The organism is Maribacter luteus (assembly GCF_009674825.1).
GTDB lineage: Bacteria > Bacteroidota > Bacteroidia > Flavobacteriales > Flavobacteriaceae > Maribacter_A > Maribacter_A luteus.
Window position 1 is genome coordinate 18,667 of record NZ_WKJH01000002.1, and the last position, 12,605, is coordinate 31,271.

The following is a 12,605-nucleotide window of genomic DNA, read 5'->3' on the forward strand; positions in this document are numbered from 1 at the left end:
ATTATTCGGTTTGGTAAACAAAAAATTAATTTTGTTCATGCTCATTTCATAAACTCATTGATTGTTGGGTTGAACGGGGATCAAAACCCGCATTCGGCATCTTTAAAATTGCCAAAAGGAAACAAACCTAACCGGTGTAAATGACAAATAATATGACATTTGTCATACTACACCATTTGACTCAAGATTTTTTCAAAGCAAACGCTATTTTCAATTCCGGCATATTGCCCGTAGTTGGGAATGATCATGTAGTTATTTCTGGTATATAATTGAATGGCCTCTGGTTGTTTTTTTCCGGTTTCAAGAACGCATTTTCCATAGGACATTTCCGCGGCCCAATTTTCGAGCTCCGCCAATATTTTGGAAGCATACCCTTTTCCCCTGTACCCAGGCAAAGTGTACATTCGTTTAACCTCCATGATTTTGGGTGTCATTTCCTTAATTGCCCCACAACCACAAGGGGTGTCATTTTCATAAAGCACAATAACATACTTAATGGCATCTATGGCATTGAATTGATGGTAAAAGTCATGATCTTCACCATCACGAATGGCCAAATCCGCATCTAGCAATTTCACAAGATGTTTAAAATCCGTATTTCCCGAATTCGTCCTTACCAACCGTATCATATCTATTCGCGAACTTTACCTGTGAACATACTTGCTTTCGAATTAAAGGGATTACCATCAGAGCGCCTCATCAATACGATTTGCCCTGCATGCCAAACCGCATCTTCGATAGGTCCGTTTATCTGATACCAAAAAGGGTATTCGGTTAGGCCTTCTTCTTTTTTATAAACAATATTATGAGCCGCCAAATCCTCAGAAACCCTGAACAAATCACTTGCCATTTTCAGATTTGTTAATGTCATTGATCTTAATTCCTTTATTTGCGGTTTTACCCGTTCAATGGTAAGGTCATTGGGTTCTTTTTTGGCCGAATTCAGGATAATCAACGATAATCCATGAACATGCTCCATGGTCTCGGCAATGCTCCTCCCGTTTTCACTGGGCCTATATTCCAAATTCCCTTCGGTGAGTCCTTCAGTAGCCCAATAATATCTAAACCCCAAACCATCGATCATCCGGGACACGACCGCTCCCGCTGAATAATCTTCAGGTGCTTCGGGAATCGTAGCATATGGCACATCATTCTCCATAGTTTCCTGTGCATTAAGGTTTACAAACACCGTTAAGATAAAAAGTCCTAAATAATTTTTCACGAATCTTGTTTTATTTTTTAGGTTGCAAATTCACCTTGAAGTTACCATTATCCGCATTCAAGTGGAAAAAGCCCTTATGAAGTTCTTTTTGTTCCACGTCATACGGGTAGAAGGTTATGGGTTCTATACAAACCATATTATCAACTTCTGTCCAGAGCATGAAATGACCAAAACCCTCTGTCGAAATCACCAAACTTTGTTCATCGCTCAACAGGATGGATTCACAATTCGGAATCTGCATGGCCCTACTCCCGACCTCGATAATTTCCGGAATACCAATAACCTTCCCATTTGCTTTTATACCCACATTTTCACCAAGCAACTTAAAAGCAGGATGGTAGCCCAACATAAAAGGCATACCTTGCTCCCCTTCAATCGTAAAGGAAATATACAGGCCATCTTTTTTTAGCCGGAAGGACTTTTTAAAGCTAAAATCATAAGGCCAGAACAATTCAGCTGCGGTGGACTTATCCGGATATTTAGAATTCTTAACCTTGGTATTGGCTTTATATTCCTTCACCAATTCCACCGAATCTTCCGTTTTTTCAACAACTATATAATCCAACTCACGAAGCAATCCGTGCTGATCTTGAACCGCATTACCTTTTGGTGTTTCTACAGAAAAACCCGCATCGGCCGTTGGGCCAATGATCGGAAACATTTCGGTATCCGAATTTCGCCAACCCGGACTCCCTTTTTGATGAATGAACTCATAGCCCCCTACATTGTAACTTACCAGTTCGCCAGCATCTATTTTTACTGTTTGTAAATCAAATTTTAAGTTCACCATCCTCTATTCATTAATAAGTCTATAAATAAGTACCGCTGTTCGTTTGGTCAGCGCCTCTATTGTATTCAAATTTACCGTCTCCTCAGGAGTATGCGCCCCAGTACCCATGGTTCCCAAACCATCTAAACAATCTACATAGGCCGCAACGAACGAGGTATCGGCAGCACCACGTTTCCCCGGATCATAGGCAATGACCTCCCCCTGTTTTAAATCCAAACTCACTTGGTTCAATTGCTTTAACAAAGCCTTGTTCCCTTCCGTAGGTCCCATAGCAGGGTAACTATCCTCGAATTTTATCTCAGCCGTTGTATGGGGAAGATTATCGGCCACGATCTCTCGCATTTTTTTTCGGGCATTTTCCTTTTGCTCTTCCGAAATAAATCGCAAGCCTCCTTTTACCACGGCAGTTTGTGCAACTACATTACTTTTTCCGAAGGCATTCCCTTTTCCAGTTTTAACATCATAATCCAAAAACGTACCTCCCAATAAAACACCAGGGTTAAAAGTTAAATATTCTTCACCTCGAACTTCATTATAAAATCGGTTTAGAATCCTCGACATTTCAAATATCGCACCCGCACCGACCTCTTCACTGAAAATACCGGAAGAATGCGAGCGTTTCCCTTTGACCTCAACTTCCCAACCTGATGATCCCCTACGGGCAACGGTTGCATAATTAAAGCCCGTGGAAGTTTCAAAACCCAAAGCTATGTCGCTACGTTTAGCTGCATCTACCAAATCTTTTCTACTTATTTCCAAAGGCTTTCCACTACTCTCTTCGTCACCGGTAAAGGCAACGATAATCTGGGCATCACCCAACAAACCATTTTCCTTTAAGGCGCGTAAAGCATAAAGAATGATAACGTTACCGCCTTTCATGTCGTTTCCGCCCGGCGCATGGGCAATACTGTCATTGACCATCTCAAAGGTCTGGAACGGACTATCTTCTTCAAAGACCGTATCTAAATGCCCGATCAATAATAATTTTTTACCTTTTGTTCCTCTGGTTTCCGCGAATAAATGTCCGGCACGGTTCATTTCCGCAGGCATACCAAACCAAGTTGTTTCAAAATCAATGGCTTCGAAGGCATCATTAAATACTTGCCCCACTTCTTTGACTCCTTCTAAATTCAGTGTCCCACTATTAATGTTCACTGTTTTTTCCAAAAAAGAAATCGCCTCCGAATTGTTCTTTTCGACGGTTTTTATCAATTTCTTTTCTGTCTTGGAAAGCTTTTGAGCCGAAGTTTGAAAACAAAATAATGATATTGAAAGGACTGCAATGAGTAATCTTTTATTCATGGTTTTTGAAATTAAGTGTATCTCTATGATCGGTTTTTCTATTCAAATTTTATGGCCTTGACCGGACTTATCCTTGTAATGATATAAGAGGGTACTAACAGCATCAACAAACATAGGATCAATACGCCCAGGTTAAGGAGTACAACAGTGACTACATCAATATGAACCGGAATATATTCCATATAATACTCTTGAGGATTAGGGAATTTCAGGAATCGGTATTTCCCCTGTAACCATATAAAACCCAACCCTAGGAGATTGCCCCAAAAAAGTCCGATGGCAATTAAATAAGCGGCATTGTAAAGGAATATTTTCCGAATACTCCAGTTTCCCGTTCCCAAAGCTTTTAAAATTCCGATCATCTGGGTCCGTTCCAGGATCAAAACCAAAAGAGCTGTAATCATATTAATACCACCAACGATAATCATGATACCTATGATCAGGGCTATATTAAAATCGAACAACCCGATCCATTCGAAAATCTTATAATATTTATTCGTAATCGTCTGGGTATCTAAATTTGATAAGATCTTACCATAGATTTCCCTGTTTTTCTGTTCCAAATCATCAAAACCATTGAGAAAAACCTCAAAATTACCTACTTGGTTCTCATCCCATTTGTTCATGCGTTGAATATGGCGAATATCAACAAAAACGTACATACCATCGATCTCTTCAAAACCACTATCGTAAATACCAACTACTTTGAACCGCCTTTGGTTCGGTTTCAAAGGATCTTCCTCTTTAGGAAAGAATGCCGAGAAAGAATCCCCGACCTTCAAATGCAACCTATTGGCCATTAATTTGGACAGTAACACCTCAGTATTCAAATCCCCAGAGTAATCTGGCAATACACCATCTACCAAGTATTCTTTGAAAATACCCCAATTAAAATCGGATCCTACCCCTTTGGCTATAAACCCCTCGAAAGTCTCTTCAGTTCTTATTATACCCCCTTTGGTAGCTACCGCTTGAACATGTACAATACCATCGACAATAGTGAAATTAGGATAAAAATCCTGCTCCTTTGAAACGGGTACCAATGAAACATCCGAATTGTTGTTGTCATAATTATATATCTGGATATGACCGTTGAAGGCCGCAACTTTTTCACGAATCTTGTGCTTAAGTCCAACCCCGGTGGCTATAGCGATCAGCATCATAAAAACACTAATGGAAATAGCGGCAATCGCTATTTTTATTATTGGCGCAGATATGCTAATTTTATGCTCCTTACCCCTAATGAGTCGTTTGGCTATAAAATATTCTAAATTCAAATTATGGCATTTTTATCCAGTTTCAAAAATACAGTTTTCTTATGGGTTTTAATTATGTCAGGTTGTGGAAACACCGAAAAACAGCCTAAAAATAGTATTGATGCAAATATTGGGGGCAACCAAGAGGTTAAAATAAAACCCATAGTGGTTGCCGCAAATAGCACTGAAGATTATATTGGTTTATTAAAAAGGAAAAAAGTCGGCGTGGTAGCGAACATCACAAGTGTTATCTTCAAAGAAGATGGACACACACATCTTGTAGATTCCCTCTTGAGCCGTAAGATCGATATTAAAAAGGTATTTGCACCAGAACACGGATTTCGCGGACAGGCAGATGCCGGTGAAAAAGTAAAGGATGGCCTAGACACCAAAACAGGGTTACCCTTGATTTCACTCTATGGAAAAAACCGTAAACCCTCCAAAGAACTTTTACAGGATATAGATATTATCTTATTCGATATACAAGACGTGGGAGTTCGTTTTTATACCTATATCGCCACACTTCAATTGGTAATGGAAGCATGTGCCGAAAATGATATCCCCATTGTGGTTCTAGATCGCCCCAATCCAAACGGACATTATGTAGATGGGCCAACCATGGAAACAGCACATACGGGTTTTTTGGGTATGACCACCATTCCTTTAGTCTATGGTATGACCATAGGGGAATATGCCCAAATGATCAATGAAGAAGGATGGCTTACAGACAAGGTCAAGGCTAACCTAACTGTTATCCCCTTGAAAAATTACTCCCACGATTCGCAATATAGCCTTCCTATTCGGCCTTCCCCCAACCTACCTAACGATACCGCCATTAACCTTTATCCGAGTTTAGGTTTGTTCGAAGGCACCAACATCAATGCCGGTCGGGGTTCCGAATTTCAATTTCAACGATATGGAGCCTCATTCCTGGATAGCACACAATACGATTTCAAATACCGACCAACACCTAACTTCGGCTCAAAAAGCCCTAAGGAAAATGGAAAGATCTGCTATGGAATGGATCTTTCAGAAACTCCTAGAATGAACGAGGTATCAATGAAGTGGATCATCGATGCTTATGAAAACTCAACGGATAAATCCAAATTCTTCATTACGGACGGATTTACAAAACATGCCGGAACTACCAAATTACAGGAACAAATACAAGCCGGACAATCAGAAGCACAAATAAAGGCCTCTTGGCAAGAAGATTTAGAAAAATTCAAGGCTATTAGGAAAAAACATCTCTTATACGAATAAGCCTTTCAAGGATTTATTTTCACCCGACAACTTTTAAAATCCAAGGATACACAAACCATAATTTTAAACAATTATCTAAAATCCCACACGTTATCTTTAATACTAACGTCGTGAAAAAATGCAAGCACTTAATTCCCAAATCAGTAAGCTTATTAAGCTAATGGTTTTCTGTACAGTAACGTTCACTTTGACCAATTGCTCCAATGACGAAAATTTAGAACCGAGCATAGAAGTTCTAAATCCGTTGGAAAATCCAGAAAACGGTCCTGCCGCCGGAAATCCAGATGGAGACTCCCCAATCCCCGCAGAAGCTGGGACTGAAGATGTAACGAATCCCGACTCGATAGTCGGTGATGGCACTCCAGAAAGCTGTACGTGTGATGCTGTTGTTGATGCTGTCGCCAAAGGCGGTAAAATAACTTTTGATTGCGGTCCTGACCCAATCACCATTATTATGGACAAGACCGCCAAGGTATTCAACGATGCCAACAGGGATGTAATTATAGATGGAGGGGGATTAGTAACCTTAAGTGGAAACGGAACTAATCGAATTTTGTACATGAACACCTGCGACCCCGATCAAGTATGGACAACCGATCATTGCCAGGATCAAGACCACCCTAGGCTAACGGTTCAAAATATCACCTTTGCAGATGGCAATTCGATCAATGAAACCGAATATGATGGCGGTGGGGCTATTTGGGTACGAGGGGGAAGGTTCAAAGCCGTAAATTGTCGATTTTTCAATAATGTTTGTGCAAGTACCGGACCGGATGTTGGTGGTGGTGCCATTCGAGTATTTAGCCAGTATAACAATTTACCCGTGTATATCGTAAACAGCACTTTTGGCGGTATGCAAGGTTATGGGAACACAGGCTCCAACGGTGGGGCGTTAAGCAGTATCGGTGTCTCATGGACCATTATCAATAGTTTGCTCTCCTATAATAAAGCTATAGGAAATGGTGGAAATCCGGCCCAATCAGGAACACCGGGAGGTGGTAGTGGTGGCGCCATTTATAATGATGGAAATACCATGACCTTAACCGTTTTAGGATCATTGATAGAACAGAACGAGGTAATTGCATATGGTTCATCCATATTTTTTGTCAGCAACGACCATTCCGGTAATATTAGAATAGACAACTCGGTAATCAGCAACAATATAGGTGGTTCATGGTATCCTGTTTACCCAAGTATTTCCATGCACAGTGATACGCCAATAGAAGTGACGAATTCAACCATTGAATAGATTTAAGCCAACTTTTTCCTCATTTCTTCCACAATATTGAACGCGGCAGGGCAAATGGCAACGTTCTTCATGGTAAGATTACTGATCTGCTGAAATTTTTTGCGATCGGTATGCGGAAACTCCCGACATGCCTTGGGTCGAACATCATATATTGAACAAAGGTTATCCGCTCCCAAAAAAGTACAGGGCACTTCCTGTAGCACATAATCACTGTCCTCATCGACCCGTAAAAATTGGCCAATGAATTTTTTGGGCTTCATTCTAAAAAACTTTGCAATGCGCTCAATATCATTATTGGTAAAAAGAGGTCCTGTGGTCTTACAACAATTGGCACAGTCCAAACAATCAGTTCGCTGAAATTCGGCCTCGTGCAATTCTTGCATCACATAGTCAAGATTCTTTGGTGGTCTCTTCTTTAATTTGGTGAAGAATTTCTTGTTTTCCTTATGCTTTTCAGCAGCTTTCTTAGGAAGTTGCTTTATAACCTCATCCATTCTTCAAAAGACTCATCGAAGTTTCGTACAAATCACGGCTCCATCCCTCGGATACCTTTGAAATTTCGGTCGTTAGCACTTCTTGTTTGCTTATTATCTTTTGACCAACAGCCGAGTTATAAAAAGTATTTAATTCCTCTTTGTGGACCTCGGTCATTTTTGCGCGATCCGTAATCAATAAAACCCCGGCTTCCGATTTGTAAAAAGCTGCCATTTGTTTTATTTCCCCTTGGGTAAAATTAGCTTGGTAAATAGGAACCATTAAGTTCTTTATATCTGCCAATGCCTTCGGCTTATTCTCCTCCAAATAAGACCACCCCTGTTTATTACCTTCACTTTTTGGGTAGCGCCCTTCCATCATGATCATCAATTGGTCATAGGCATATTCATATTGCTGCATACTACCATTGGATTCCAAATAATCCTTTACATCATTTGAGAAATCGGAGTCCTGGGCCATGAAGACCGTAGGGACAAAAAGAAAACAAAAAAATAATATTTTAAATTGCTGCATATTCGGTTTTTTATAACGGACTAAAAGCCCCAATTTTGTTTGCAAATTACGAATTATATGAACACCGATGTTTTCGGCTTGGCTCTAATGGATTATCTCAACGGCAATTACACCGAGGATATCGCTACCTATTCATCTTTGGATGAACAGGATACAATTCCTGTGCCATATCTGTTCAGGACCTATGACCAAATGCCGAAAATTGAACAAAAGGCTCTTGATCTATGTAAAGGTTCTGTTCTGGACATTGGGTGTGGGGCCGGTAGCCATAGTCTTTACCTGCAAGAAAAAGGTATTCAGGTCACGGCTCTTGACCATTCGGCAGGTGCTATTGAATGCTGTGGTTCAAGAGGGGTGAAAAATACCGTTTGCACTTCTGTATTGGAGTATAGGAACCAAAAATACGATACCTTGCTCCTACTTATGAACGGCATTGGCATTGCAGGAAAGTTGGAGTTATTAAAAACCTATTTGGAACATTTTAAATCGCTGATGCTGCCAAATGCACAGATATTGTTGGATTCTTCGGATATCATTTATATGTTTGAGGATGAAGATGAGTCCGATGGGGATTGGAAACCCGAAATAGAAACCTATTACGGGGAAGTGGATTTCACCATGCAGTATAAAGGAGCCACAAGTTCATTATTCCCTTGGTTATACTTGGATTATAACACCTTGAATAATGCGGCCTCAGATGCCAAACTGAAATGTGAACTCATATGTGAGGGTGAGCATTTCGATTATTTGGCCCGTTTAACACATTTATAATACCAATTCAATTCTTAATACGTTATTTTATAAAAACAAGCTATGAAAAATCGACTTTGGGCATTACTGTTTATATTTTTTGGGCTGATAAACAGTTGCTCAAAAGATTCGAACGATTCCGTTGATCAAAATAAAATAGATTATTCGGCCAATTATAAAACTTCTGGCGCTTCTGCCAATGATATCCTATCGAATAATACATTCGACAAGCTTAAAATAGAAATCGCATATGTAACCGGTTATAAACCCACAACAAATGCGATGACGGATTTTATTGCATTCCTTAAAAAATATTCCTTCAAAGAGGATATTGAATTGATATATACCGAACTGGATTCCCCAAACGAAGAAAAGTTGACGTTAGAAGAAATTGATGATCTGGAAAAAGAAAATAGAACTATCTACAATGATGGAAGCACCCTTGGCATTTATATATATTTTACCGATGCCCCTTCAGAAGATGATATAGAGGACGAAGACCTGGTTACTTTAGGTGCGGTATATTGGAATACCTCTATGGTCATTTATGAAGAAACCATCAGAACCTTGGCCAACAAAAGCTTTGCCGTTGATATCGACGATGTAGAAACTGCAACCTTAAACCACGAGTTCGGCCATTTGATGGGTCTTGTCAATATAGGCTCCACACCCGTAAACGACCATGAAGGGACTACGACAGATGATGACGGTAATGAAATTGGGGACAACCATTGTACCGAAGAAGGATGCCTTATGCGTGCTGAATTGCAATTTGGCACCAGTATGGGGAAATTTTTACAGAATAGGGCCGCCAAAGGTCTTGTTTCCATTCCCGAACTAGGCGATGAATGCGTTTTAGACCTGCAGGCCAATGGTGGTAGATAAATTTAACAGTACCACTTACCGGTGCTTACTTTTCACTGCTTACTGACTACTGACTCCGGTCTACGGAATATTCAGATACTTGTGCGTTTGTAAGGACACCTTCCATTTCGGGTTTTTCATAACAAAATCAACGATCATGGGCATCACTTTATCACGTACGCTCCATTCAGGTTGCAAGTACAGAATACAATCCTTATTCACCTTCGCCGCCTGCTCCTCTGCAAAAATAAAATCGTGCTTATTGTAAACGATCACCTTTAATTCATGTGCCTTATCATAGATTACACCTGTCGGTAATTTGTTTTTTTTCGGGGAAAGACAGATCCAATCCCATTCACCACTAAGCGGGTAGGCTCCGGAAGTCTCAATATGGGTCTGTACATTTTTCGCCTTCAATGCCTTGGTCAAAGGCCCCATATCCCATGTCAAAGGTTCACCTCCCGTTACGACAATCGTATCGGAATACGTCACCGCTTTTTCCACAATACTTTCAATAGCTGTTGGAGGATGTGTCTCGGCATTCCAACTTTCTTTCACATCACACCAATGACAGCCCACATCACAACCACCTACACGAATAAAATAAGCAGCGGTCCCTTTATGGAAACCTTCACCTTGAATGGTATAAAATTCCTCCATTAACGGAAGCATCAATCCCTTGTTTACCAATTCTAAAACATCATCTTTAATCATTTGGCAAAGATAGTACTTACCAATCGTTTTATTGTTGCCTAAAAATGCCCTATTTTTATCGAAAATTAGACCTTATGAGTACCAAAGACGAATTCTTTGCGCATATCGAAAAAGGATATGCCACAAAAGGAGATTCAATTACCATGGGAGCGGCGATGCTTAATGGTGAAGCCGTTACAAATGCCTTGGTTAAAATACCCCTAAAAACCTTGAACCGCCATGGTTTGATCGCAGGGGCAACAGGAACGGGAAAAACCAAAACGCTCCAGGTACTCGCCGAGAATTTATCGGATAAGGGAATTCCTGTTTTGCTGATGGATCTAAAAGGTGACCTTAGCGGACTCGCCCAGCCGAGCCCCGGACACCCAAAAATAGATGAACGGCATGCTAAAATCGGCATCCCTTTTGAAGCCAATAGTTTTCCTGTGGAAATACTTTCACTTTCAGAACAGGACGGTGTAAAATTACGTGCCACGGTTTCTGAATTCGGCCCTACACTCCTTTCCAGGATTTTGGATTTGACCGAAACCCAAGAAGGTATCGTTGCCGTGGTATTCAAATACTGCGATGACAACAAATTACCGCTACTGGATTTAAAGGATTTCAAAAAAGTACTTCAATACGCTACAGGAACGGGCAAAAAAGAATTCACCAAGGATTATGGTCGAATTTCAACAAGTTCTACAGGTACTATTTTACGTAAAATCATAGAATTGGAACAACAAGGTGCCGACCTGTTCTTTGGTGAAAAATCCTTCGAAGTAGATGATTTGACCCGAATCGATGAAAATGGCAGGGGATATATTAATATTCTACGTTTGACCGATATACAAGATCGCCCCAAATTGTTCTCTACATTCATGCTGAGCCTTTTGGCCGAGATATACGCAACCTTTCCTGAGCAGGGAGATAGTGATAGACCAGAACTTATCCTCTTCATAGATGAGGCACATTTGATTTTCAAGGAAGCTTCAAAAGCTTTACTAGATCAGATTGAAAGTATCGTAAAATTGATTCGTTCTAAAGGTATCGGCCTCTATTTCGTTACCCAAAACCCTACCGATGTACCGAATGAGGTACTTGCACAGTTGGGACTAAAAGTTCAGCACGCTTTACGTGCCTTTACCGCGAGGGACCGAAAGGCGATTAAATTAACAGCGGAAAACTATCCTATATCCGAATTCTATGACACAAAAGAGGTCTTGACTTCACTAGGAATCGGGGAGGCGCTGATATCGGCCTTGGATGAAAAAGGACGACCGACCCCATTGGCAGCCACGTTATTGCGCGCACCAATGAGCCGTATGGATGTTCTAACGGAAAAGGAATTGAACGCTGTCATCAAAAGTTCCGGTTTAGTACCTAAATACAATGAAGAAATCGATAGGGAAAGTGCCTACGAAATCTTGAATGAAAAAATAGAAAAAGCCGAGAAAGAGGCCGAAAAAGAAAAAGAAAAGCCAACAAGCAGAAGAACTACAACACGAAGGAGTACGAGGCAGAATCCCGTTATCAAAGTCTTGACCAGTGCCACGTTTATTCGTGGCGTATTAGGAGTGTTAAAAAAGGTAATGCGTTAATAGAAATGAAAAAGATAACTTTAGTTATGGGCATCTGTATCCTTGCGGTAATGGTACAATGCCAAAAAGAAAAGGATACGAGTTTCCTTATCACCAACAATAGTGTGGGTAAACTTGAAAAGATAAGTTTGGTTCGGGATCTGGACCTGATTTTCTATCAAGATTCCATCGTAAAGGACACCATGAAACTGGCTTCAGGACTAGGAGCAAGAAGTATAAAAGTATATGAAAAGGGAGGCAATCATTTATTGACCCTGACCCCTAGTTTAGATAGCATACCCAAAATACAGAATGTAAGGGTAAACGACCCCCGATTTGAAACCGAGAAAGGCATAGGCCTGAACAGCACCTTCAAGGATATCAAAGAAAAATATACGATTCAAAAAATCGTTACCTCAATAAACAACATCATCATTTTCGTAAAGGATAGTGATGTTTATTTTACCATAGACAAAAGCCAATTGCCCGAGAGCCTTAGATATGTTTCCAGCCCAAATATCGAAGCCGTTCAAGTTCCGGACAATGCAAAAATCAAATATTTGATGATCGCATGGGAATAGGCTACTGACCTAACCTATCCGTAACAAATGCCCACAATTCCTTACTG

General features: G+C 40.4%; 14 protein-coding genes. 6 read left to right on the top strand and 8 right to left on the bottom strand.

Annotation, left to right across the window (positions count from 1 at the left end; translation table 11 throughout):
- Nucleotides 1–167 precede the first annotated feature (167 nt).
- Genes GJ691_RS03265 through GJ691_RS03285 form a run of 5 tightly spaced genes read right to left on the bottom strand, consistent with a single transcriptional unit; the run spans nucleotide 168 to nucleotide 4,591 of the window.
- Nucleotides 168–629: a GNAT family N-acetyltransferase gene (locus GJ691_RS03265; protein ID WP_154363750.1), complete on the bottom strand. Its 462-nt coding sequence runs from the start codon at nucleotides 627–629 to the stop codon at nucleotides 168–170.
- A gap of 2 nt (nucleotides 630–631) precedes the next feature.
- Entirely contained in the window at nucleotides 632–1,222 is a 591-nt protein-coding gene (locus tag GJ691_RS03270; protein WP_179955016.1) for a DinB family protein, read from the bottom strand.
- Between the two features lie 10 nt (nucleotides 1,223–1,232).
- A complete protein-coding gene (locus tag GJ691_RS03275; RefSeq protein WP_154363752.1) occupies nucleotides 1,233–2,012 on the bottom strand; it encodes an aldose 1-epimerase in 780 nt (259 codons plus the stop codon).
- 3 nt (nucleotides 2,013–2,015) lie between these two features.
- Nucleotides 2,016–3,314 carry a M20/M25/M40 family metallo-hydrolase gene (locus GJ691_RS03280; RefSeq protein WP_154363754.1) on the bottom strand — a complete coding sequence of 433 codons (1,299 nt, stop codon included), beginning with the start codon at nucleotides 3,312–3,314 and terminating at the stop codon, nucleotides 2,016–2,018.
- Between the two features lie 38 nt (nucleotides 3,315–3,352).
- Nucleotides 3,353–4,591 (bottom strand): ABC transporter permease, encoded by a 1,239-nt coding sequence (locus GJ691_RS03285; RefSeq protein ID WP_154363755.1) that lies wholly within the window; start codon nucleotides 4,589–4,591, stop codon nucleotides 3,353–3,355.
- A gap of 3 nt (nucleotides 4,592–4,594) precedes the next feature.
- Here GJ691_RS03285 and GJ691_RS03290 point away from each other — a divergent pair, with 3 nt between their 5' ends.
- Entirely contained in the window at nucleotides 4,595–5,833 is a 1,239-nt protein-coding gene (locus GJ691_RS03290; protein ID WP_154363757.1) for an exo-beta-N-acetylmuramidase NamZ family protein, read from the top strand.
- Nucleotides 5,834–5,951: 118 nt separating this feature from the next.
- Nucleotides 5,952–7,082, top strand: a complete 1,131-nt coding sequence (locus GJ691_RS03295) for a hypothetical protein (protein WP_179955017.1) — start codon at nucleotides 5,952–5,954, stop codon at nucleotides 7,080–7,082.
- 2 nt (nucleotides 7,083–7,084) lie between these two features.
- On the opposite strand, the gene GJ691_RS03300 is transcribed toward GJ691_RS03295, so the two are convergent.
- Together GJ691_RS03300 and GJ691_RS03305 are read right to left on the bottom strand one after the other, a co-directional pair.
- The gene (locus GJ691_RS03300; RefSeq protein WP_154363759.1) at nucleotides 7,085–7,576 is read right to left on the bottom strand and encodes a YkgJ family cysteine cluster protein; all 492 of its coding nucleotides are present in this window, start codon (nucleotides 7,574–7,576) and stop codon (nucleotides 7,085–7,087) included.
- On the bottom strand, nucleotides 7,569–8,090 hold the full coding sequence (locus tag GJ691_RS03305) for a DUF2059 domain-containing protein (protein ID WP_154363761.1): 522 nt from the start codon (nucleotides 8,088–8,090) through the stop codon (nucleotides 7,569–7,571). Before GJ691_RS03305 ends, GJ691_RS03300 begins: the two co-directional genes overlap by 8 nt.
- 57 nt (nucleotides 8,091–8,147) lie before the next feature.
- Between GJ691_RS03305 and GJ691_RS03310 the strand changes: the two genes are divergently transcribed.
- Both GJ691_RS03310 and GJ691_RS03315 read left to right on the top strand, forming a co-directional pair.
- Nucleotides 8,148–8,861, top strand: coding sequence for a class I SAM-dependent methyltransferase (locus GJ691_RS03310; RefSeq protein ID WP_154363763.1), 714 nt, complete (start codon nucleotides 8,148–8,150; stop codon nucleotides 8,859–8,861).
- Between the two features lie 42 nt (nucleotides 8,862–8,903).
- Complete coding sequence (locus GJ691_RS03315; RefSeq protein WP_154363765.1) at nucleotides 8,904–9,725, top strand: hypothetical protein; 822 nt, start codon at nucleotides 8,904–8,906, stop codon at nucleotides 9,723–9,725.
- 60 nt (nucleotides 9,726–9,785) lie between these two features.
- Here the strand turns inward: GJ691_RS03315 and GJ691_RS03320 are convergent, their stop codons facing one another.
- Nucleotides 9,786–10,418 (bottom strand): 7-carboxy-7-deazaguanine synthase QueE, encoded by a 633-nt coding sequence (locus GJ691_RS03320; protein ID WP_154363767.1) that lies wholly within the window; start codon nucleotides 10,416–10,418, stop codon nucleotides 9,786–9,788.
- 74 nt (nucleotides 10,419–10,492) lie between these two features.
- Between GJ691_RS03320 and GJ691_RS03325 the strand changes: the two genes are divergently transcribed.
- On the top strand, nucleotides 10,493–11,998 hold the full coding sequence (locus GJ691_RS03325; RefSeq protein WP_154363769.1) for a helicase HerA-like domain-containing protein: 1,506 nt from the start codon (nucleotides 10,493–10,495) through the stop codon (nucleotides 11,996–11,998).
- Nucleotides 11,999–12,003: 5 nt separating this feature from the next.
- Nucleotides 12,004–12,558 carry a hypothetical protein gene (locus GJ691_RS03330; RefSeq protein ID WP_154363771.1) on the top strand — a complete coding sequence of 185 codons (555 nt, stop codon included), beginning with the start codon at nucleotides 12,004–12,006 and terminating at the stop codon, nucleotides 12,556–12,558.
- Nucleotides 12,559–12,605 lie beyond the last annotated feature (47 nt).